The 22,035-nt window shown below is 68.9% G+C and carries 20 protein-coding genes; 13 read left to right on the forward strand and 7 right to left on the reverse strand.

Annotated elements, in window-relative coordinates; all coding sequences use genetic code 11:
• Positions 1-14: 14 nt before the first annotated feature.
• Genes N7L95_RS07955 through N7L95_RS07970 form a run of 4 tightly spaced genes read right to left on the reverse strand, consistent with a single transcriptional unit; the run spans position 15 to position 2,249 of the window.
• Positions 15-977: a lipocalin family protein gene (locus tag N7L95_RS07955; protein WP_301259285.1), complete on the reverse strand. Its 963-nt coding sequence runs from the start codon at positions 975-977 to the stop codon at positions 15-17.
• Between the two features lie 12 nt (positions 978-989).
• Positions 990-1,466 (reverse strand): phage holin family protein, encoded by a 477-nt coding sequence (locus N7L95_RS07960; RefSeq protein WP_301259286.1) that lies wholly within the window; start codon positions 1,464-1,466, stop codon positions 990-992.
• 1 nt (position 1,467) lies between these two features.
• Complete coding sequence (locus tag N7L95_RS07965) at positions 1,468-1,956, reverse strand: ElaB/YgaM/YqjD family protein (RefSeq protein WP_301259287.1); 489 nt, start codon at positions 1,954-1,956, stop codon at positions 1,468-1,470.
• Between the two features lie 23 nt (positions 1,957-1,979).
• Positions 1,980-2,249 carry a GlsB/YeaQ/YmgE family stress response membrane protein gene (locus N7L95_RS07970; protein ID WP_301260098.1) on the reverse strand — a complete coding sequence of 90 codons (270 nt, stop codon included), beginning with the start codon at positions 2,247-2,249 and terminating at the stop codon, positions 1,980-1,982.
• A 543-nt stretch (positions 2,250-2,792) separates the two neighbouring features.
• Here N7L95_RS07970 and N7L95_RS07975 point away from each other — a divergent pair.
• The 3 genes from N7L95_RS07975 (at position 2,793) to N7L95_RS07985 (ending at position 7,691) form a co-directional block, all read left to right on the forward strand.
• The gene (locus tag N7L95_RS07975; RefSeq protein WP_301259288.1) at positions 2,793-2,942 is read left to right on the forward strand and encodes a hypothetical protein; all 150 of its coding nucleotides are present in this window, start codon (positions 2,793-2,795) and stop codon (positions 2,940-2,942) included.
• 86 nt (positions 2,943-3,028) lie between these two features.
• The gene (locus N7L95_RS07980; protein WP_301259289.1) at positions 3,029-5,800 is read left to right on the forward strand and encodes a hybrid sensor histidine kinase/response regulator; all 2,772 of its coding nucleotides are present in this window, start codon (positions 3,029-3,031) and stop codon (positions 5,798-5,800) included.
• A 511-nt stretch (positions 5,801-6,311) separates the two neighbouring features.
• A complete protein-coding gene (locus N7L95_RS07985; RefSeq protein ID WP_301259290.1) occupies positions 6,312-7,691 on the forward strand; it encodes a sigma-54-dependent transcriptional regulator in 1,380 nt (459 codons plus the stop codon).
• Positions 7,692-7,757: 66 nt separating this feature from the next.
• On the opposite strand, the gene ybaK is transcribed toward N7L95_RS07985, so the two are convergent.
• The 3 genes from ybaK to N7L95_RS08000 form a co-directional block, all read right to left on the reverse strand.
• Entirely contained in the window at positions 7,758-8,246 is a 489-nt protein-coding gene (gene ybaK / locus N7L95_RS07990) for a Cys-tRNA(Pro) deacylase (RefSeq protein WP_301259291.1), read from the reverse strand.
• A gap of 7 nt (positions 8,247-8,253) precedes the next feature.
• The gene (locus tag N7L95_RS07995) at positions 8,254-9,315 is read right to left on the reverse strand and encodes an aldo/keto reductase (RefSeq protein WP_301259292.1); all 1,062 of its coding nucleotides are present in this window, start codon (positions 9,313-9,315) and stop codon (positions 8,254-8,256) included.
• Positions 9,316-9,386: 71 nt separating this feature from the next.
• A complete protein-coding gene (locus tag N7L95_RS08000; protein ID WP_301259293.1) occupies positions 9,387-9,884 on the reverse strand; it encodes a GNAT family N-acetyltransferase in 498 nt (165 codons plus the stop codon).
• Between the two features lie 199 nt (positions 9,885-10,083).
• Here N7L95_RS08000 and hldE point away from each other — a divergent pair, with 199 nt between their 5' ends.
• The 10 genes from hldE (at position 10,084) to N7L95_RS08050 (ending at position 21,786) form a co-directional block, all read left to right on the forward strand.
• Entirely contained in the window at positions 10,084-11,511 is a 1,428-nt protein-coding gene (hldE, locus tag N7L95_RS08005) for a bifunctional D-glycero-beta-D-manno-heptose-7-phosphate kinase/D-glycero-beta-D-manno-heptose 1-phosphate adenylyltransferase HldE (RefSeq protein ID WP_301259294.1), read from the forward strand.
• Complete coding sequence (locus N7L95_RS08010) at positions 11,508-12,278, forward strand: polysaccharide deacetylase family protein (RefSeq protein ID WP_301259295.1); 771 nt, start codon at positions 11,508-11,510, stop codon at positions 12,276-12,278. The genes hldE and N7L95_RS08010 overlap by 4 nt, the downstream gene beginning before the upstream one ends.
• Positions 12,278-13,381, forward strand: coding sequence for a glycosyltransferase family 4 protein (locus tag N7L95_RS08015; RefSeq protein ID WP_301259296.1), 1,104 nt, complete (start codon positions 12,278-12,280; stop codon positions 13,379-13,381). Before N7L95_RS08010 ends, N7L95_RS08015 begins: the two co-directional genes overlap by 1 nt.
• Positions 13,378-14,439 (forward strand): glycosyltransferase family 9 protein, encoded by a 1,062-nt coding sequence (locus N7L95_RS08020; RefSeq protein ID WP_301259297.1) that lies wholly within the window; start codon positions 13,378-13,380, stop codon positions 14,437-14,439. The genes N7L95_RS08015 and N7L95_RS08020 overlap by 4 nt, the downstream gene beginning before the upstream one ends.
• The gene (locus N7L95_RS08025; RefSeq protein ID WP_301259298.1) at positions 14,436-15,563 is read left to right on the forward strand and encodes a glycosyltransferase; all 1,128 of its coding nucleotides are present in this window, start codon (positions 14,436-14,438) and stop codon (positions 15,561-15,563) included. Before N7L95_RS08020 ends, N7L95_RS08025 begins: the two co-directional genes overlap by 4 nt.
• On the forward strand, positions 15,560-16,612 hold the full coding sequence (locus N7L95_RS08030) for a polysialyltransferase family glycosyltransferase (RefSeq protein ID WP_301259299.1): 1,053 nt from the start codon (positions 15,560-15,562) through the stop codon (positions 16,610-16,612). Before N7L95_RS08025 ends, N7L95_RS08030 begins: the two co-directional genes overlap by 4 nt.
• A gap of 361 nt (positions 16,613-16,973) precedes the next feature.
• The gene (locus N7L95_RS08035; RefSeq protein WP_301259300.1) at positions 16,974-17,753 is read left to right on the forward strand and encodes a glycosyltransferase family 25 protein; all 780 of its coding nucleotides are present in this window, start codon (positions 16,974-16,976) and stop codon (positions 17,751-17,753) included.
• Complete coding sequence (locus N7L95_RS08040) at positions 17,746-18,597, forward strand: hypothetical protein (protein ID WP_301259301.1); 852 nt, start codon at positions 17,746-17,748, stop codon at positions 18,595-18,597. The genes N7L95_RS08035 and N7L95_RS08040 overlap by 8 nt, the downstream gene beginning before the upstream one ends.
• A gap of 630 nt (positions 18,598-19,227) precedes the next feature.
• Positions 19,228-20,301, forward strand: coding sequence for a glycosyltransferase family 2 protein (locus N7L95_RS08045; RefSeq protein ID WP_301259302.1), 1,074 nt, complete (start codon positions 19,228-19,230; stop codon positions 20,299-20,301).
• 51 nt (positions 20,302-20,352) lie between these two features.
• The gene (locus tag N7L95_RS08050; protein WP_301259303.1) at positions 20,353-21,786 is read left to right on the forward strand and encodes a glycosyltransferase family 2 protein; all 1,434 of its coding nucleotides are present in this window, start codon (positions 20,353-20,355) and stop codon (positions 21,784-21,786) included.
• The last annotated feature ends 249 nt before the right edge of the window (positions 21,787-22,035 follow it).

Genomic DNA, 22,035 nt, shown 5'->3' on the forward strand with positions numbered 1-22,035 from the left:
CGCCGCGGCGCGACTCAGTGGTAGGTGGCGCGGGGCGGCGCCGCCTCCTCCCGTGCCCCGGGCACCGGATGCGCGGCTGCCGCACCCGCTGCACCGGCGGCTCGCGCCGCGCTGGCGACCGCGCCTGCGCCAGCCGACGTGTGGGCCGTGCGCACCAGGCGCTTGACGTCGAAACCGGCCTGCTGCGCGAGCAGGACGAATTCGGCGAAGGTGTCCTCGTCCAGCGTGGGGCTGCGCGACAGCAGCCACAGGCCGTCACGGTCGGGGGTGCCAACCAGCGCGGCGGAGTAGTCGGCCTCGACGTGCAGCACCCAGTGGTCGGACCATGAGCCGGGCCACCAGCGCAGCCACGCCGGCGCAAAGCTCAGCTCCAGCCGCGATGGTTGTTCCGGGTCGGCCGCCCGCACCACCCCGTCCTGGCGCTGCAGGCTGCCGTCGCCGCGCAGGCACTGCTGGATCACGTTGCAGCTGCCGTCGGGCTGCCACTCGAAGGCCACCAGCACATCGCTGGCGCCCAAGTCCTCCGGCCGCGCGGGCGGCAGGCAAGCGATCTCGTACCAAACGCCGGCATACCGCTCCAGATCCAGCTGGGCCGCAGTGCCCAGCGCCACCGGCTCGGGCTGCGCGAAAGGCAGTCCGAGGCCGGCGAGGAAGGCCGATCCCTTGCGACCCACCAGGGGTGTCACCGCCGAAGCCACCAAGGGCAGCAAGGCGGGTTTCAGCAGCATCTGCAGCCAGCCACCGCGCTGCCGCTGCTCACGCCGTGCACGCCCCTTGCGGGAGCCGCGGGTGACACGCCGCCACAGCCAGCCGGTAACCAGCGTGGTGGCGCCGCCGATGAGCAGTGTGCGAGCCCGCTGCTTGCCGGCCGTCTGCGCCTGCTGCCAGCTGGCAGAGGTGCGCGCGTCCTGCAGGCGCACCTGCGCCTCGGTCTGCTCGATCTGCGCATCGATCTGGGTCAGAAGGGAACGAAGCATGTGGGCTCCAGGTCAGGAAGTCTGCGGATGCCGCTGCTGGCTGAACGGCTTGAGCTGCCGCACCGTCGCAGGAAAACCCATGCGGTGTACCAAGCCGCGCATGGACCAGGTGAGGACGCCGGCAAAGATCAGGTTGAGCGCGACCACGGCCAGCAGCGCCGCGCCCCAGTGCACCCCGCGCTCGATCACCAGCCAAGCCGCCAGGCCGCCCATCAACCCCAGCCAGGCAGTGACGATGAGCACCGCTGCCAGCACGGCGTATAGCACCAGCTGGACCAGGGTGAGCCCGGTCCGCTGGGCCTCCAGCGAGAACAGTTTCACCCGTTCCTGCAGCGAGGCTCGCAGTTCATGCCAGAGCGAGCCGGCCGCACGCGAGAAAGACTCGGGCCCGGCGGCGGCCGCCGCCGCTTCCTGGTGGGCGGCGGCCGCGTGGAAGGCGGCGGCCGCATCCGCTGCGGCCGGTGCCTCGGTGGACGTGGCGGGCCCCATCTCAACGATGGCTCGTCAGGCGAGCGATGAGCATGCCGGCCAGCGCCGCCACGGTCACTGCCGTGAACGGATGCTCCCGCACATAGCCGCGTGCGGCCTCGACCCATTGCTCTTCCATCTCGCCGAACTGGCCTGCCTTGCTGTGGAACTGCTCGCGCGCCGTCGAGGCACTGCCGCGCAGCTTCTCAAGCGTCGGGCCAGCCTTGGCAGCGACCCGGTCGACGGCCTCATGGGCTGTCTGGGCCATGCGTTCGACCATGCTGCTCGTCGAGGCGGAGCTGCTCGTGCTGCTGCCCAGGCCCGAGGTCGTGGTGCTGGCTCCGCTGCCAATGCCCGCGCCCGAGCCGACACCGTTGCTGCCGATGCCAGAGGTGCCAATGGAGGTGCTAGGCTGGTTTTCCATGATGAAATCGCTCCTGTCGCGGGTCTCGCCCGCAGAGTGGTTGAGTAGGAATTGCAGAGAGATTTGCAGCGGGCGGGGCGCCGTCAAGGCGGATCCCGCCGTTTTTTCCGTCAGCGGACGCTTCCGCGTCGCAGCAGGTTCACCACCGCGAGAAGGACCACGGCTCCCACCAGCGAGACCAGCATGGCGCCGAGGCTGAAGGCGTCCTGGTTGATGCTGGGCACGCCGACCAGCGGTGAGATCAGCCAGCCGCCGAGCGCGGCACCGACGATGCCGACCACGACATTGAGGATGAGGCCCTGTTGGGCGTCCGTCCGCATGATCATGCTGGCGATCCAGCCGATCACACCGCCGACGACTAACCAAATGATGAAGTTGATCACGGGCATGCTCCTGTCAGAGTTAGTGGAAGTGTTGTGTGCAGCAGCAGCCGCGGGGCCGCTGAGGGCCGGTTGGCCGAGCCGCTCACGGACCACACCCAGCAACCACCGTGCCGCTGTGGCGCCGCCACCTGCCCGCCGTCGTGCCGCAGGCGCGCAGACTCCGCAGGAATTTCCGCGGGGCGGTAAGCCGTGCTCCCGGCACGATTCACCCTGAAGCAGACGCGGGTTGAGCCGTTCGCCGCCACTCGCCGCCAGCCGCCAGCCATCGGTCTTTTTGCTGGCGAGAGGGAGCAGGCACGCTGTTTGCGATGTAGCGTGATGTGTACTGTTCCGACCCACGTCCTGCCCTTGAACGCACGGCGAATGGGCCAGGAAACAGGATTTCGTTCGTCCGGTTTGTTGGGGCGACGTGCTGGCCCGAGGTACGACCTTGCTGCACGTCCCGCTCCTTGATCCGCAGGAGAGTTCGCAATGGCCAGCCCCATAGCCCACGATGCTCACAGTGGGCCGATACACCGCAGTACGCGGCATTCATCGACCATGGACGCCGAGGACATGAGTGGCGCCAGCAGCACGGCGGCCCCCGAGCGCAGGCTGGATGGCCCGCCGCGCCAGGCGCAGGCCTGCGCAGACGACAATGGCGCCCACGCGCTGCCGCATCCCTGGCAGCGATCGGCCCGCTACCGCTGACCTTCCTTCCCCAGCCAAACGCCTTGCCGGATCTGTTCCCTTCCCATTGCCTTTCCCGCCGTTCAGGCGCCTGCTGAGGAGCGCGCATGCAAGCACAACCGCACGCAGCCGCGGCGGCCGTCCCCATGCTTACTGACGCCGGTGTGGCGCTGGGCGAGCTGTCCTTCGTCGTGATGGAGACCCCGACCGCCGGTGCGCCCTGTGTCGCCAGTGCGGGGGGCGCCCTGCCGGAACTGCTCGGCATGCAGCCCGCCGAGGTCCTGGGGCTCCCGCTGGAGGCCTTGCTGGACAGCCAGGACACCTTGATCGACCTCGACTCCGAAGCAGGCCAGCGCGAGGCGCACGCCCGCGTCGCCCGCCTGCGCCGCGGCACCTGCGCGCAGGGCTACCTGCGCGTGCAGCGCCTGTACACCCTGGCCAGCGCGGCCTGGCTCGTCACCTTCCATACCTTGCGCGCTGCCGGCCGGACCGGGCAAGTGGCCTTGCCAGCGCTTGCCGGGCTGCCCTTCGCCGGTGTCGCGAACGCAGTGCCGGCCCTGCTGTTCGCCTGCTCGCCGGACGGCAGCGCGGTGTATGTGAACCAGCACTGGTTCGAGTACACCGGCTTGGCCAACGACTGCTCGTTGGCAGACGTCTGGCTGGACCTGGTGCATCCCGACGACCACCTGGCCCTGGTGGAGCAATGGCGGCGGGCGCATGCCGAAGGCGGCAAGTTCGAAGGCCAGTTCCGGCTGCGCAACGCCCGCGGCCAGTTCCGCTGGCACCTGTGCCGCGCGCAACTGATGTGCAACGCGCTGGACGAGCCCCTGCTCTGGGCCGGCATGGCGACCGAAATCGAACACCAGAAACAGGTGGAGGACGCGCTGGACCAGCGTGAACGCGAGTTCCGGACCCTGGTGGAGAACGCACCGGACGTCATCACCCGGCTGGACCGGCGGCTGCGCCATGTCTATGCCAACCGCGCCATCGAAACCGCCTTCGGCTTGCCACCGGCCCAGCTGATCGGCTGCACCAGCGGCCAGGCCGGGCTACCGTCCGTGGTGGCCGAACAATGGCGCAGTACCGCGCTGGCGGCCCTGCAGACACAGCAGGAGCAGGAGTGCCAGTTCACCGTCGAGCGCGACGATCCGGTCCGGCCGGTGAGCCACTACATCTGTCGCCTGATTCCCGAGTTCGACCGTGAAGGCAGCGTCGAGACGGTGCTGTGCATCGCCTACGACATCACGCAGCGTCGCCACGCGGTGTCGGCCCTGGAGGAAAGCGAGCAGCGCTTCCGGCAGTTCGCCGAAAGCAGCGACGACGTGTTCTGGCTCGCCGAGGCGGGTGGCGGCCGGCTGCTGTACGTCAGCCCGGCCTTCGAGCGGGTGTGGGGCCGGTCTTGCGAGGCGCTGCAGGCCAACCCCGAACTGTGGCGGACCGCTTTGATCGCGCCTGAAACGGCGGGCCTGCCGGCGCCCTTCTTCGCCGAGGCGATTTCGTCCGGCAGCCCGGACGCCTGGCGCGAATACCGCATCCGCCGCGCGGACGGCCAGCCGCGCTGGATCCGCGACCGGCGCTTCCAGTTGCGCGACCAGGACGGCGTGGTGGTCCGCATCGGCGGCATCGCCGAGGACATCACCGAGCGCAAGGAACGCGAAATCGAGCGCGAGGCCCTGCTGGAACGGGAACGGGCCGCCCGCGCCGAGGCCGAGGCGCTGGCCTCGGCCAAGGACGAATTCGTTGCCGTGGTCTCGCACGAACTGCGCTCGCCGCTGAATGCCATCCGCGGCTGGGCCCACGTCCTGAGACAGACCGGCGAGCTGACACCTGCGCAACTGCGCGCCCTCGACGCCATCGACCGCAACACGCAGGCGCAGGCCCGCATGGTGGACGACCTGCTGGACACCCAGCGCCTGCTGCGCAGCAAGCTCAACCTGGAAACCCGGCGTGCGGAGCTGGCACCCGTGGTGGAACAAGCGGTCGAGAATTTCCGCCCGGGCGCGCAGGCCAAGCGCATCACCCTGACGGTGGCACACGACCCGCAGATCGGCATGGTCGAGATGGACGTCGAGCGCCTGCGCCAGGTGCTGGCCAACCTGATTTCCAACGCCATCAAGTTCACGCCGGAAGAGGGGCGGGTCGACGTCGCCACCCGGCTGCAGCCGCACGCGCTGGAGATCGAGGTGCGCGACTCGGGCATCGGCATTGATCCGCAGCTGCTGTCCCAGGTCTTCGACCGCTTCCACCAGGCCGACGGCTCCAGCACGCGCCGCCAGGGCGGGCTCGGGCTGGGCCTGTCGCTGGCACGCCAGCTGGTCGACTTGCATGGCGGCCGGCTGCGGGCGCACAGCGACGGCATCGGCCGGGGCGCCGCGTTCGTGGTGGAGCTGCCGCGCCGGCTGGCCGAGGCACGCCCCGACCCGTCCGGCAGCCAGCGCGGCGACGACGGCCGCGCGCAGCAGCTCGCGCGCAAGCGCATCGTGGTGGTGGAGGACGACGCGGACGGCCGCGAGATCCTCTCCTTCATCCTGCGCGACCAGAATGCGGAGCTGGCCAGCTTCGACAACGCCTCCTCCGCCTTCCGCTACCTGGCGGAGCTGCCGCCGCAGCAGCAGCCCGACGCCTTGATTTCGGACATCGCGATGCCTGATGAAGACGGCTACAGCTTCATTCGGCGCTGGCGCGCCGAGGAGCTGCGGCAGGGCCTGCGGCGCGTGCCGGCCGTGGCCCTGACGGCTTTTGCGAGTGCCCGCGACCGCGCCAAGGCCTTCGCCGCCGGCTTCGACGCCCATATCGGCAAGCCGATCGACTCCACCGTGCTGATCGACACCCTGCTAGAGGTGGTGATGGGGCGGGAAGCCCTCTCGCCCACGCCGTGAGGGGGGACCCCGGACGGCAGCGTGGCACGGTTCCGGCCCAGCCAGTCGACACATCTTGCAATCATTGCGTTCGTGATTCGCCGACCCACAATGACAGAGACAGCGTTGCAATGGCGGCTTGCCGCCTCATAATTGACGCTCGCAACGCAGCACCCGTAGAAGCCCGGCAATTCAGGTTCCATGGTGTCCAGGGACCAGCGTCGTCCCGGGGGCCGCCGCCGGCCAGCGTGAGCGCAGTCGCTTCGGTGGTCACCCAGGTGCCAGGAAACCTGACTGCCGGCACAGCGTCGACAGGATCCTGTGACAGGGAGCAGCCGAACAACAAGGTGGAAGGGCCCCGGCAGAGTGCATGGCTTCCCTGTATGGAAGCGGTGCTCGGCTGAGGCCAGGTGCTTTTCTTGCTTGCCGTTGCGTCCACGCTGCGGCGAGTGGGCCGTTCGCCGACGAGCGGCCGTGGTTCAAACGCAGGTTCGGGGCGGTAGTGCCCGGGCCTGCATCACGGAGGAAGAAGATGGGGCACGCACTCATCGTCGAAGACGATGCGGACTCGGCCGAAATGATGGCGGCGCTGATCGCGAGCGAAGGTTTCACGGCAGCGACGGCAACCAGCTTGCGTGATGCTCGGCGCCAGCTTGCCTTGCAGGAACCCGACATCGTGCTGCTGGACCTGATGCTGCCGGACGGCAGCGGCATGGAGCTTTTCAACGAACCCGAAACCCTGGCCAACACCGAAGTGGTGTTGATCACCGGCCATGCCAGCCTGGACACCTCCATCCAGGCCTTGCGGCTGGGCGCGGCCGACTACCTGATCAAGCCGGTCAACATCAAGCAGCTGCAGGGCATCCTGTCGCGCGTGATGCGGCCGTCGACGCTGAAGGCCGAGCTGGCCGACCTGAAGGCCGAGTTCGAGCGCAGCGGCCGCTTCGGCCTGCTGTGGGGCCGCTCGGCGCCGATGCAGCGGGTCTACGAGCAGGTGGCCCGGGTATCAAGCACCGCGGTCACGGTGCTGATCACCGGCGAGAGCGGTACCGGCAAGGAAGTGGTGGCCCAGACCATCCATGAACTGAGCCGGCGCCGCAAGAAGCCCTTCCTCGCGGTGAACTGCGGCGCCATCTCGCCCCAGCTCATCGAGAGCGAGATCTTCGGCCATGAAAAAGGCGCCTTCACCGGCGCCGACCGCATGCACCAGGGTTTCTTCGAGCGCGCCCATGGCGGCACGCTGTTCCTGGACGAAATCACCGAGATGCCGCTGGAGCTGCAGGTCAAGCTGCTGCGGGTGCTGGAGACCGGCACCTTCATGCGGGTCGGCTCGACCCAGTCGCAGGAAGCCGATGTGCGCGTCATCGCCGCCACCAACCGGGTGCCGGAGCAGGCGGTGCAGCAGGGCAAGCTGCGCGAAGACCTGCTCTACCGGCTGAACGTGTTCCCGATCCACCTGCCGCCTTTGCGCGACCGGACCGAGGACATCACCCTGCTGGCCGAGCACTTCCTGCACGAGGTCTGCAAGCGCGAAGGCGAGAACAAGCGCTTCGGCCCGCAGGCCCTGGAGAAGATGCGCGGCTACCGCTGGCCCGGCAATGTGCGCGAGCTGCGCAACGTGGTGCAGCGGGTCTACGTGATGGAGGAAGGCGCCATCATCGGCGACGACTGGCTGGTGTTCGACACCCCGGCGGTGCAGGAGCCGCGCGGCCCCTACCTCTCCGTGCGCGTCGGTACGCCGCTGGCGGATGTGGAACGCTCGCTCATCCTGGCGACGCTGCAGCACTTCGGCAGCCACAAGGAGAAGACGGCGGCCGCTCTGGGCGTCAGCTTGAAGACGCTCTACAACCGGCTGAAGGAATACTCCCAGGACCCGGCGGGCGGCAGCGCCAACGAGCGCGAGCCGGGCTGAGGGCCTTCCGCGCCTGGCCTCCCCGGCCGGGCGCCACCGGGCCATCCCGCGGCCCGGTGGCCCTGCTCAACGCGAGCCCGCCTGCACCAGCGTGGGCCCGAGCAGACGCAGCACCTCGCGCGGATCCATCGACACCAGGAAGCCGCGCCGGCCACCGTTGATGTAGATGCGCTCCAGCGCCGCGATGCTCGCCTCCATGAACACCGGCATGGCCTTGCGCGTGCCGAAAGGCGAGGTCCCGCCCACCTGGTAGCCGGTATGGCGTTGCGCCACCTCGGGCTGGCAGGGCTGGATGGCCTTCACCTTCGCTTCGCGGGCCAGCTGCTTGGTGGAGACGGTCATGTCGCCATGCATCAGCACGATCAGCGGCTGCTTGCGCTCATCCTCCATCACCAGCGTCTTGATCACCAGGTGCTCGTCAACGCCCAGCTCCCGGGCCGACACCTTGGTGCCGCCGTGCTCCTCGTAGGCGTACAAGTGCGGCTCGAAGACCACGCCATGCTGGCGCAGGAAGGTGGTGGCGGGCGTCTCGCTTGCGTGGTCCCTGCGTGCCATGGCGACCTCACTGCGCGGGGTCCCGCTGTTCCCAGCGGAGGCGGTCGATCTCGGCCAGCAGCTGCGGATCCAGCCGGGTGCCCCAGGCCTGCAGGTTCTCGTCCAGCTGCTCGCGGGTGGTCACGCCGATGATGGTGCTGGCCACCTGCCAGCGGCTGTAGCAGAAGGCCAGCGCCATGCGGGTCGGCGTGAGGCCATGGCGGCGTGCCAGCTCGTTGTAGCGGCGTGCGGTGGCCAGCGTCTCGGGTCGGCCCCAGCGCTGCTTCTGCATGGTCTCGAACAAGGCCAGGCGGCCGCCCTCGGCTGCCGGGCTGGCGAAGCCGGCTTCGTCGTACTTGCCGGTCAGGGTGCCGAAGGCCAGTGGCGAGTAGGCGAGCAGCGACACGCCGTGACGGTACATCACCTCGTCGAGGCCGTTCTCCACCGTGCGGTTGACCAGCGAGTACGGGTTCTGCACCGTCGCCACCCGGGCCAGGCCATGGCGCTCGGCCAGGTGAACGAATTCGGCGACGCCATAAGGAGTTTCATTGGACAGCCCGATCGCCCTCACCTTGCCGTCGCGCACCAGCCGATCGAGCGCCTGCAGCTGCTCCAGCAGCGGGGTCACCGGCACGTCGCGCTGCGGCTCGAAGTAGACACCGCCAAACATCGGCACATGGCGGGCCGGCCAGTGGATCTGGTAAAGGTCGAGGCGATCGGTCTTCAGCCGCTTCAGGCTGGCCTCGCAGGCGGCGATGATGTCGTCGGCCGTCAGGTCCGGGCTCGCATTGCGGATCCAGTCGTAGCCGCGCGAGGGGCCGGACACCTTGGACGCCAGCACCACCCGCTCGCGCAGGCCCGGCCGGGCTGCCAGCCAGCGGCCCAGGATCGCCTCGGTCAGGCTGAAGGTGTGCGCCCGTGCCGGCACGGGGTACATCTCGGCGGTGTCGAGGAAATTGATGCCGCTGGCCACGGCATGGTCGAGCAGGGCATGGGCGGCAGCTTCATCGACCTGCTCGCCGAAGGTCATGGTGCCGAGGCACACGCGGCTCACGTTCAGCTCGCTCCGCCCCAGCCGGGTCAACTCCATCGTCTTGGCTCCATCACTCACCCAAAGCCGCCCAGTGTGCACCAGGCGGCGCCAGCTTGCAGGCGACGCCCTCAGCGCGCGAAACGCTGCAGCTGCTCGCCGGCGATGCGGCAGATGCGCCAGTCGGGCAACACCGTGGCGCCCATCGCCTCGTAGAAGCGGATGGCGGGCTCGTTCCAGTCCAGCACGCTCCATTCGAAGCGGCCGCAGCCCCGTTGCACCGCCAGGCCGCCGAGGTGGGTCAGCAGGGCCCGGCCAATGCCACCGCCCCGGTGCGCCGGCAGGACGAACAAGTCCTCCAGGTACAGGCCGGGCTGGCACAGGAAGGTCGAGAAGTTGGTGAAGAACAGGGCGTACCCCACACTGCGGGGGCGGCCGTCGACCAGGATGTCGGCCATCAGCACCTCGGCAGGAGGGCGCGGGCCGAACAGCTGGGCCTGCAGCTTCTCGGGTGTGACGGCAAACAGGTGCGTCAGCTTCTCATACTCGGCCAGGGCCCGGATGAGGTCCACCAGGGTCGGCACGTCGGCCGGTTGCGCGGGTCGTATCGTGAGGCTCATGGCGCGCATTATCGAAGCAAGGACGTCGCGGATCATGCGCCGCCGGCCACCCAGCAGGGCCGCCGGCGGCAGCGCCGGCAGACCGGTCGCCAGGCAGGGCAAAATCGCGGCTGGTTGTTTGCGCCTCGCGCAGTCCTTCTCCTGTCCCGGGCCGGCCCGCGGGTCGGCCGCTGCCGGCCGGCACGGCGGCCCCAGAACGAACACAGCTATGCGCATCCCTGACTTTTCCAAGCACCGCCTGCTGGTGGCCGGCGACGTGATCCTCGACCGCTACTGGTCAGGCAGCACCGCCCGCATCTCGCCCGAGGCACCGGTGCCGGTGGTCAATATCCGCCGCTCGGAGCACCGTGCGGGCGGCGCCGCCAACGTCGCCCTGGGCCTGGCGGCGCTGGGCGTGCCGGTGCGCCTGCTCAGCCGCGTCGGCCAGGACGAGCCAGCCGGCATCCTGCGCGAGCTGCTGCAGGCCGGCGGCGTGCACTGCGAGCTGCAGGGCGACCCCAGCCTGGCCACCATCACGAAGCTGCGGGTGGTGAGCCTCCACCAACAGATGATCCGGCTCGATTTCGAGAACCCGCCGGCGGCGGCTGCCGCGGTCCGTACGGACGACTTCGAAGCCCAGCTGCCCTGGGCCGACGCGGTCGTGCTGTCCGACTATGGCAAGGGCGCGCTGCAACAGGTGCAGGCCCTGATCCAGGCGGCCCGTGCTGCCGGCAAGCCGGTGCTGGTGGACCCCAAGCAGGCCGACCTGTCGGTCTACCGCGGGGCGTCGGTCATCACCCCGAACCGGACCGAGCTCGAACGTGCCGTGGGGCCCTGGCGCACCGAGGAGGAGCTGATCGGCAAGGGCTCTGCCCTGCTGGAGCAAATGGGCTGGGAGGCACTGGTCATCACCCGCAGCGAGGAAGGCATGACGCTGTTGGAGCGCGGCCGGCCGCCGCTGAACATCCCGGCGCAGGCGCAGGAGGTCTACGACGTGACTGGCGCCGGCGACACGGTCATTTCGGTGCTGGCCGCCGCCCGGGCCGCCGGCGAGAGCTGGGCCCAGGCGGTGGCACTGGCCAACCTGGCCGCCGGCATCGCGGTGGGCAAGCTCGGCACGGCCACCGTGAGCCTGCAGGAGCTGGCCGACGCAGCCCGCAGCCCGCAGCGCGCCAGCTCGCAGCCAGGCGTGCTGACCGAGGCACAGCTGCTGCAACAGGTACAGGAAGCCCAGCGCCGCGGCGAACGGGTGGTGATGACCAATGGCTGCTTCGACATCCTGCATCCCGGGCATGTGCGCTACCTGGAAGAGGCACGCCGCCTGGGCGACCGCCTGGTGGTGGCGGTGAATGACGACGCCTCGGTGCAGCGCCTGAAAGGCCCGACGCGGCCGATCGTGCGGGTGGAGGACCGCATGGCGGTGCTGGCCGGCCTGGCTGCGGTGGACTGGGTGGTGCCGTTCGGCGAGGACACCCCCGAGCGCTTGATCGACCAGGTGGCGCCGGACGTGCTCGTGAAGGGTGGCGACTACGAGGTGGCGCAGATTGCCGGGCACCGCGGCGTGCTGGCGCGTGGCGGCGAGGTGCGCATCCTGCCCTTCGTGGAGGGGCGCTCCACCAGCGCCATCGTGCAGCGCATCCTGGAGGGTGCGCGATGAAGCCGCCGGTGACCGGGCAGCCTCCCGTGTCGGTGCTGATGTACCACCAGGTCGGCCTGTTCCCGCGACCGAAGGCCCACCGGGCGGCCTTCTGCGACGTGCGTCGGTTCGCAGCGCAGATGCGCTGGCTGAAATGGGGCGGCTACAACGTCATCAGCCTGGAACGGGCCTGGCGCGGCCTGTTCGATGGCGCGGCGCTGCCGTCCCGGCCGGTGGTGCTGACCTTCGACGACGGCTACCAGAACTTCGCCGACCATGCCTGGCCCATCCTGCAGTCGCATGGCTTTCCGGCCAGCGTCTTCATCGTGACCAGCCAGATCGGCCAGCCGGCGGGCTGGCTGTCGAGCGATTTCGCGCCGGCCCGGCTGATGGACGGCGCAACGCTGCGCGAGCTGGCGGCACAGGGCGTGAGCTTCGGCTCGCACACCCAGCAGCACGTGCGGCTGTCTCAGCAGGACGAGCAGCGGCAGCGACGCGAGATCTTCGACAGCAAGGCGGCCCTGGAAGACGTGCTGGGCCAGCCGGTGCCCGACTTCTGCTATCCCTACGGCGACTACGACCAGCGCGCCCGCGACCTGGCAGCCGAGGCCGGCTACCGGCTGGGCCTGACCTGCATCCGGGGCGCCGCCAACACCGCCGACAACGCCTTCGAGCTGCCTCGCAAGGCCATTTCCTACGGCGACAACGTGCTGGGCTATGCCTGGAAACTGCACATGAAACATGCCCGCAAGGACCGGCCCGCCGCGCGCGCCGACGTCTACGCCTGATGCAGGCCGCGTCCCCCACCCCGGGCACCGACGCCGCCGCGGCCCGGCCGCTGCGTATCGTCCATGTGCTGCACAGCCACGGCTATGGTGGCGCGGAGCGGCATGCGCTGACATTGATGAGCGGCCTGCGCGCCCGGGGCCATGAGCTGCTGTACGCCGGCCCGCAAGACGCCTGGCTGACCCGCGAATGCCGCAGCGCAGGTATCGCCACCGAGCACCTGCGCATGTCCGGGCTGTTCGACCTGCCGTCCTACCTGCGGCTGCGCGGCCTGCTGCGCAGCTGGGGGGCGGACGTCGTGCACGGCCACCTGGTGCGGGCCTCGCGCTATGCCGCCACCGCCGCCCGCGGCCTGCGCGGCGTGGTGCCGGTCTGCACGGCACATGCCACCACCGCCCGCAAGCACATGCGCGGCTGCCGTCATGTGATTGCCGTTTCTCAGGCAGTGAAGGACCGGCTGCTGGCCAACGGCTACCGGGACGACGGCGTGACCGTCATCCACAACGGCCTGCCGGAAGGACCGCCCGGCGATCGCCAGGCGGTGCGCCAGGCACTCGGCATCGCGCCCGGCGAGTTCGCGCTGTTCAGCGCCGCCCGCTTCATCCACGACAAGGGACAGGACCTGATGGTGCGCGCCCTGCGTGGCTGCCGCCAGCCCGCCACGCTCTACCTGGCGGGCGACCCGGCCACGCCCTTCGGCGCCGAGGTGCAGGCGCTGGCAGGGGGCGATACCCGCGTCCGCTTCCTCGGCTACCGTGGCGACGTGCAGGCCTTGCTGGCGGGCTTCGACGCCTACCTGTCCGCCTCGCGCCGGGAAGCTTTCGGCTTGTCGATCGCCGAGGCTTGCGCGGCCGGCCTGCCGGTGGTGGCCACTGCCGTTGGCGGTGTGCCCGAAGTGGTGCAGGACCACGGCAACGGCCTGCTGGTGGCCAGCGAGGATGTGGCGGCCCTGAGCGCCGCCATCGACAGGCTGGCCAGCGAACCGGCGTTGGCAAGCCAGCTCGGCACGGCGGGGCGACAACGCTACCTCGACCGCTTCACCGTCGAACGCATGGTGCAGTCCACCGAGGCGCTCTACCGCCGCCTCCAGGAGCCGAGCCGATGAATCCCGCCCCGCGCATCCTCATCATCCGCCTGTCGGCCATTGGCGACGTGGTGATGGCCTCCGGCCTGCTGCCGGCGCTGCGACAGCTGCATCCGCAGGCCCACATCGCCTGGCTGGTGGAGCCGGCGGCCGCGCCGCTGCTGGCGCACAACCCGCGCCTCGACGAAGTGATCGTCTGGCAGCGTGGTGCATGGCAGGCGCTGTGGCGCGAGAAGCGCTACGCCGAACTGTGGCGGCGCCTGCGCGAGTTCCGGCGCGAGCTGCGCACACGGCGCTTCGACCTGGTGCTCGACACCCAGGGCCTGCTCAAGAGCGGCCTGTGGTCCTGGCTGAGCGGCGCGCCGCGCCGCATCACGCTGGAAGGCCGCGAGGGCAGCCACCGGCTGGCCACCGAGCGGCTGCGGCCCCCGCCCGGGCAGGACCTGCCGGGCAGCCGCCGCATCGGCTCCGAATACCGCTACCTGGCGCGCCACCTGGGCGCGCCCGACGAAGCCTTCCGCCTCGACCTGGCGGTGGGTGCTGCCCCGCGCGAGGCGGCGCAGGCGGCCCTGCGCGAGGCCGGCGTGCAGGGCGACTATGCGGTGCTGTGCCCGTTCACCACCCGGCCGCAGAAGCACTGGTTCGAGGACCGCTGGGCCGAGCTGGCGCAGCGCCTGGCGCAGCGCGGCCTGCAGCCGGTGCTGCTGGGCGGCCCAGCCGACCAGGAAGCGGCACAGCGCATCGTCGCGCAGGCACCCGGCCTCGCCAGCTTGGTGGGCCGGCTCAAGCTGGATGCCTCCGTGGCAGCCATCGAGTCGGCCCGGCTGCTGGTGGGCGTCGACACCGGCCTCACGCACATGGGCAGCGCCTTGCGCATCCCCACCGTGGCCCTGTTCGGCTCCACCTGCCCCTATGACAACGGCGATTCGCCGAGGACCGCCGTGATGTACGAAGCCCTGCCCTGCTCGCCCTGCCGGCGCCGCCCCACCTGTGGCGGCCGCTTCGACTGCATGCGGCTGCATACCGTGGACCGCGTGCTGGCCCAGGCCCAGCGGCAACTCGAGGTGACCGCGGCATGAAAGTGATGCATGTGGAAGCCGGCAAGCACCTCTACGGCGGCGCCCTGCAGGTGGTGTTCCTGCTGGCGGAGTTGCAGCGCCAGGCGCCGGGCGACGAGCATGTGCTGGTGTGCCCCCGCGGCAGCGCCATTGCCGCCGCCGCACGCCCGCACGCCAGGCGGGTGCACGAGATCGAGATGAAGGGCGATGCCGACCTCGGGCTGCCCGGCCGCTTGCGCCGCCTCATCCGCGAGGAGCGGCCGGACATCGTCCACCTGCACAGCCGCCGCGGCAGCGATCTGTGGGGCGGCGTGGCCGCCCGGCTGGAAGGCGTGCCGGCCGTGCTGAGCCGGCGGGTCGACAACCCGGAAGCACCGTGGTGGGTGGGCCTGAAGTACCGGCTCTACGACCGGGTGGTGGCCATCTCGGAGGGCATCCGCCAGGTGCTGCTGGGCGAAGGGCTGTCACCCGAGAAGGTGGTATGTGTGCACAGCGCGGTGGACACCGAGCGCTACCGCCCCGAGGGCGGCGACCGTCGCTGGCTGCAGGCGGAATTCGGCCTGGCCAAGGACGAGCCGACGCTGGCGATGATCGCCCAGTTCATCCCCCGCAAGGGCCACCGCACGCTGCTGCAGGCCTTGCCGGCGATCATCGCCCGACATCCGCGGGTGCGGGTGCTGCTGTTCGGCCAGGGGCCGGAGGAAGACGCCATCCGCCGCCTGGCGGCCAACGCGGGCTGGCAGCAGCGGGTGGTCTTTGCCGGCTTCCGGCGCGACCTGGAGCGGGTGCTGCCGGCACTCGACCTGGTGGTGCATCCGGCGGAGATGGAAGGCCTGGGCGTCTCGCTGCTGCAGGCGGCCGCCTGCGAGGTGCCCATCGTCGCCACCCGCGCCGGTGGCATTCCCGAAATCGTGCTACCTGGGCAGACCGGCCTGCTCATCGAGCCCGGCGACGCGGCGGCGCTGGCTGCCGCGGTGAACCGACTGCTCGACAACCCGGCCGAGCGGCAGGACTTCGGCCGCGCCGGGCGGGCGCTGGCGCTCCGGGAGTTTTCCGTGCAGGCCATGGCCCGCGGCAATCGCACCGTGTACCAGCAGGTGCTCGATGCTCGCAACGCCGGGCTGTCCCGGGCCTCGAGCCGATGAGCACCGTCGCCGTCTATTTCGTTGCCTCACCGCTGCAATACCTGGCCGCGCGCCAGATCGCGCAGCGCTTCGAGGCGCAGGCGCAACGGCAGGTGCTCGTCTGGTACAAGCCGGGGCTGGCGCCGCTGGTGCGTGCCGAGGACTGGGACGCCGCCGCCTACATGCCCTGGCCACGCTGGGAACCGCTGCCCGGGCCGTTCGGCGCGCACCGGCGCCTGTGCGCCAACCTGCGGGAGGTGGCGGCGCTGGTGGGCCGGTGCGACACGCTGCACCTGCACAGCGCGGTGTTCGACACCGAGGCGATCAATTACTTCCTGCGCGGACTGCCGGCCGCCTGCGGCGCCACCACCATGCGGGCCCGGCTGCTGCCAGACGGCATCATCAGCATCCGCCGCTATCCGCTGAGCCGGGTCAAGCGGCTGGCGCAGTACGCCCGCAAGCTGCGCCGGCTGGTCACACCGGCCCTGGACTACTGGTGCTTCTCAGGCGACCGCACCGGGGCCGACGCGCCGTTCTGCGACCGCATCTATGTGCTGCCCGGCTTGCCGCACGAATACCAGGCCGACCGCGTCGTCACCCTGGCGCCGCTGGCGTCCCGCCATGGGCAGGCCGAAGCCGCGCCGCAGGTGCCGCGGGCGCTCGTGGTGGGCCAACCGCTGGCAGGCGCCGGCCTGCTCGACGAAGCCGACCTGCCCGGCTTGTCGGCCGAGATCCGGCAATGGCTGCAGGCGCGCGGCATGCAGCAGGTACTCTACAAAGGGCACCCGAAGGACATGCGGCGCGAGCTGTGGCAAGCCGGCTACGACGTGGTGGAGCCCGGCGAACCGCTGGAGAGCTGGATGGCCAGCCAGCGGTTCGACATCGTGGTGGGCGTACGCTCTTCGGCGCTGCTGTTTGCCAAGCAGATCTATGGCGACCAGACCGAAGTCCACGCCTTCGGCTGGGACCGGGTGAAGTTCAAGTCGGCCAACGAGCGCTCTGCGATGGAAGCCGCCTTCCGCTCCTGTGGCGTGCTTCTCGCCCCGCCGCCGGCGGCGGGCCCGAGGTGAATGGCGATGCCGGATAATGCGGCCTTTCAATCCCGGAGAGTCGGCCCGATCGCCTGCGCCCCAGCCCTGCCCGCCCCCTGTGCACCGGCGCGAGGTGCGTGGCTACCCCCGCAGCCCAAGAGGGCCGGACCTGCACAGCAGCCGATGCGCGGCGTCGCCAGACAGCGGCGCAGCCGCCCAGGTCGCGTCGCTGGCCTGAGGTGTGAAACAGCCGCTGCCTCGCGGCGGCCGGCGGGCCTGACGGCTGCTGCCTGGCACAGCACCCATTCTTTCGCCACCCCGCGGGCCTCGTGACCGTCGAGCCCAGCCGGCAGGAGACTTGGTGCGGCCTTCGTTCGTCGGCTTCCGTTCAATCATTGCCATGGTGTCCCCCCTCCCCATCTTCATCATCAGCCTGAGGCGCAGCACCGAGCGCCGTCGCGCGATGCAGGACCGCTTGCACGCCGCTGGGCTGGAGGGCGAGTTCTTTGACGCGGTGGACGGCCGCGTTCTCGATCGCGCCGCCTCGCCCGAGCTGGCCGGGGCGGCTGCCTTGTCCAACGGGGAGGTGGCCTGCTACCTCAGCCATCTGGGCGTGTGGCAGCGTGTCGCCGAGCGCGGCCTGTCGCACGCGTTGGTGCTGGAGGACGACGTGCTGCTGGAGCCGGACCTGCTGCCGGTGCTGCAGGCCTTGTGCGCCCGACCGCTGCCCTACGACCTGGTGCGGCTGTCCAGCCTGCACAAGCAGGTGGGCAAGGTGGTGGCCGAGCTGCCCGCGGCACGCAAGCTGGTATTGCCGCTGAAGAACCCGAGCGGCACCCAGGGCTACCTGCTGTCCCACGACGGCGCACGGCGGCTGCTGGCCGCGTACGCCCGGCCCGAGAGGGCCATTGACAGCGCGGTGGACAACTACTGGCGGCACGGGCTGGCGGTGGTGATGGTTGCCCCGCCTGTGGTGGCCGAGGACAGACAGCTCGACTCCGGCATCGCGCCGAGCGGCCGGGCGACGGCGCAGGGCGTGCGCGGCCTGCGTGCCCGCTGGACCCGCTCGGTGCAGAAGCACCTGGCCGTCGCCGCCATCTACCGCCGGCTGTGTGGCAAGAGCCTCTGGTCGTTCTGGACGGCCAAGTCCCTCTCCCTGCCGGTGCCGCGCCATGAATGACTCCCACGGCCGTGGCCCGGCCACCGCCGGGGCCGCACCGGTACCGTCCGCCGCCGGCTGCCTGCCCGCGCAACTGCCGGTGGTCTGCATCGCCACCGGTGAGTTGTACGGGCTGGGTGACATGTATGTGTCCCGACTGTTCGGCATGCTGCAGCGGCATTGCCCGGTGCCGTTCCGGCTGCACTGCTATTCCGACCGGCCACGCGGCCTGCCAGCCGAGGTGGACCTGCGCGACTGCAGTGGCTGGGAGGCGCTGCAAGCGCCCGGCATGCACCCGACGATGCGCAAGCTGGGCCTGTTCAATCCCGATTTCGTCGAGTTTCCCGAGTTTCTCTATCTGGACCTGAGCCTGGTCATCCGGCGCGACATGCGCGACTTGCTCGAGCACGCCTTCGGCCGGCCGGAGGACCTGGTGGTGGTGAACGACTGGCACTACCCCTGCTACAACTCGAGCGTGATGCGGGTGCGGCGCGGGCCACTGCGCTATGTGTATGACGGTTTCGCCGCCGGCGAGACGCATGCGCAACGGGTGCCCGGCGACCAGGACCACCTGCATGCCGCCATCCGCAGCCGGGGCGACGAGGGCCGGGTGGCCTGCTTCCCGGCGCCTTTGGTGGTGAGCTACAAGAATGCCATGCGCGTCGGCCGGCGGGACCCTGCACGCGCGGCCCACATGGTCGACAACGCCACCATCGTCAAGTTCCACGGCGCGCCAAAGATGCACCAGGCCTTTGACCCGCTGTACTACTTCTTCCGCATCCGCCTGCGCGACTTGCTCAATGGCAATTTGAGGGAGCCGTTCTCGACGCGGGCGCTGGGGCGGGAGTGGCTCGGCGAGTGTTGAATCAGGCGCTGCAAGGCCTCACTTCGTCGCTGCGCGATCAAGGCAGCGGCTTGCCGTGCGAGCGCCTCGGACTCCCCCTACACACCGGCAGAGTCAGAGGCCGGCCGGCTGGTTTCTTGCGCCGAGGCGAGACCTAGGACAGCGGGGACCCCGTCTGTCATCGGTACATTTGCTGCTTGCAGCGATCACCGGGAAGGAGACAGGGTCGAATTCGACCATAATGCCGCCTGAGCGTGCGGGATCAGCCTCTCGCCGCTTGCTGCTTCGCCTGGCCCGTTCTGCGGGAAGCAGACCTCGATGTTTCGCAAGGGCCACCAAATCACGGGCTAGAGGTGGCCGCCTGATAACGAGAACGTTCCGATCGACATGAAGCCGTGCCCTTGGGGTTCACCGTCAGCCTGGGGCGCAGCGCTCCAGCATCCGGCTGTCTGCCCTCCGGGATGACCCGGCCGCCGTGGGCAAGCTAAGCAGGCATCCAGCGAGCATGCGGCTGCCTTTCCGCACCAGTCGCCCTCACAAGGGCCAGCCTTGCGAGGAGCGGTCAAGTGACGCCTATGGCGCTACGCACTGACCGCCTGCGTCGTCAACCAGGCCTCACCTTCTCGCCGAACAAAAAAGGCAAGACACTGCATGAATACTGGCAAACCCACCCTCGATGTCATCATCGTCGCGCACGACATGCGCGACTATATCTACGAATCCCTCTGTTCGTGCAGTGAAGCACTGCGCCCGCTGGGCGGCAGCCTGATTCTCGTGGACGACGGCTCGTCGGATGACACCGTGGCCCTTGCCAAGGCATTCTCGGCGTCGCACCCCGATATTGCGCTGACGATCGTGCAGACCGCGAACCAAGGGCCAGGAGCCGCGCGCAACCGGGGACTGAAGGAGGTGCGCAGCGACTACGTCTGTTTTGTGGACGCTGACGACCTGGTCAATTCTGCGGCACTTGTGCGGATCATCCATGCGATGCATCGCTATCACGCCGACATGGCGCTTCCCATCGCCTATTGCTTCGATGACGGACTGCGTTACACGCGGCCGTTCGGAGACGCTGGCCTCATCAAGCGTCTGCTCGGCGACAACAGCGCGCTCGTGACCAATTCGCGTGACATGCCGGAACTGCTGGACACAGAGACGTCCATGTGCATGCGGATCTTTCGCGCCGGCTTCCTGCAGAAGCACGGCATCGAATTCGACGACATCCGGTTCTGCGAGGATGTATACCCCTCCCGCGCAGCACTGCTACTCAGCAATGCCGTCCTGCTGACCAACGAGACCTATTACTACTATCGGCAGAACCGGCCGCAACAACGCACCTCTGACACCCGGCCGGACACCATGGACGTTTTCCTGGCAATCGACCGCAGCCTGCAGCGCGGCAAGGAAACGATTCTCGACACCAGCCAAGGCGTGCAACTCACACGCCGCCTATCGCGGCTGGTGATGTGGGGCTGGGAGCTGACGCCGCTTGGCCATCAGCGCGAGTTTTCGGAGCGCGCGTATCAGACCTTCTCACAAGTACCCCGGCCGTGGCTGCGCGCACTCAGGCGTGACCGGCGGATCGAGAAGCACATCCGGCGCCTAGCCTGCTACTTCAGCGGCTACTACAACAAGAAGAACATCGACCACTTCTTTTGCTATCGGCGCCCGCGCCTCGTCGATCAGTTATTCGGAGGCCTGTACCGGCTGACCCGGGGCAAGTGAACGCCCCCAAAAGGATGAACGCGCCGATTCACAGAACGCTTTGAATACCACATGCCCATGACCTCCAACGTCGAAGACGCCCGAAGCGGGACAGTTGCAACTCCGGAGCAGGCCCTGCGGAGCCACCTGGAACCCGTCTTCAACTCCGGACGCTATCTGGTCTGCCTCGCTGAGGATGCAGAAAGCGCGAAATCGATCCTGCCGGAAGAACACGCCGACAACGTCGTTACTTTGCTCTCCACCGCGCCGCTGCTGCCGGCAGGCAGTGATCCGCTGCGAACGATGGTTGCCGCGGAGAGCCTGGAATGGTTGCAGTCCCTGCATGCGCGACTGGTGGCCGAGTGGAAGGTGGCTCGCTTCCCCCTCGTGATCTTCATGGCTGACAGCGAAGCGCTGCCGCTTGCGCACCTGGCATCGCTGTTGTCCTCGATGTGCGAACGCTACGTACTGTGGGACCGCGAGACGGGATACCTTCGAACCGGCATTGGGCACGAAGTCGACGTGACCGTCATTGTCCCCGTGTACAACGTCGGCCAGTTCATCGAACGTTGCGCTACCAGCCTGTTGAATCAGGATTTCCAAGGCCGCTACGAAGTCTTCTTCGTCAACGACGGCAGCCCCGACGATTCGCTGGAGATTCTCAACCGCGTATGCGCGAACTCCACCATCGCTAAGGTGCTCACGAAGCCAAACGGCGGAGCGGCTTCGGCACGCAACTGGGGCATAGAGCGAGCACGGGGCGAGTTTCTGGCCTTTGTCGACGGCGATGACTACGTGTCTCCGACTTATCTATCGTCGATGTTCAATGCGGCCATCCTCGCTAACACCGAGATGGCGCAAGCCGAGTTTTCGTACGTCTATGCCGACAGCGGCACGATCGTTCCGCACCCGGAGTGGTTACGCACCGTCAACTCGGGAATCCAGCCAGCAGTCAAGCCGGCCTACGAGCTGATCACGCAAACGCCCGGCATCTGGCGTCGTCTGTACAGCCGTGCCCTGCTCAACCGCAACAGGATCCGCTTTGTCGAATCGTTCCGGCGCCACGACGATCTCTCGTTCAACATCAGCGTCCTGTCGCGTGCGGACGGGGTGGCCATCGTTCGCGAGAATGTCTACTTCTACATCCTGGGCCGCGCCGGGCAGGACGTCAGTGCCACGGATGAGCGGCTGTACATCCACTTCCGGATCTTCGAGCACCTGTTTGACGATCTTCGCACGCGCTTGCGAGATCGACCGCTGTACAAGCAATTTCTGGCCGCAATGTACGGACATCACAAGTGGGCCCTGGAGCGCATCAAGCCCGAACTCAAGGATGAGTACAGCAACGGCATGGCGCGACAGATTCTGAACAGCAGAGGTCCCATTCCGCTGTTGCAGCGCTTGAAAGTCCTTCGCTCTTGGTTTCCAAAGGACCGCTGGCTCTTGCTCAAGATGGTTGCGATCGCACTGCTCAAGCGTGACCGGCCATTGCCTTCCGACGTGTGAGCCGCACCGTCTCCGCCTCACGCAAGATGGATTCCATTCTCGGCAAGAACCCGCAGGAAGCGGCCGGGCCCGCCGGAACAGCGAATTTTGCGCAGGTACAATCCGCATCGCGCCCGTGTCGGCACGGGTTTGTCCCGAGCACTGACACGCGGCCGGCCTCGTTTCGCCTGCTTCACGCCCGCTTCAACATGGCTCGCCCCGAGGGCAGCCATCATAGTCGCTCGCGCCACTCGCGCAGTTTCGCCCACT

The organism is Eleftheria terrae (assembly GCF_030419005.1).
GTDB lineage: Bacteria > Pseudomonadota > Gammaproteobacteria > Burkholderiales > Burkholderiaceae_C > Caldimonas > Caldimonas terrae.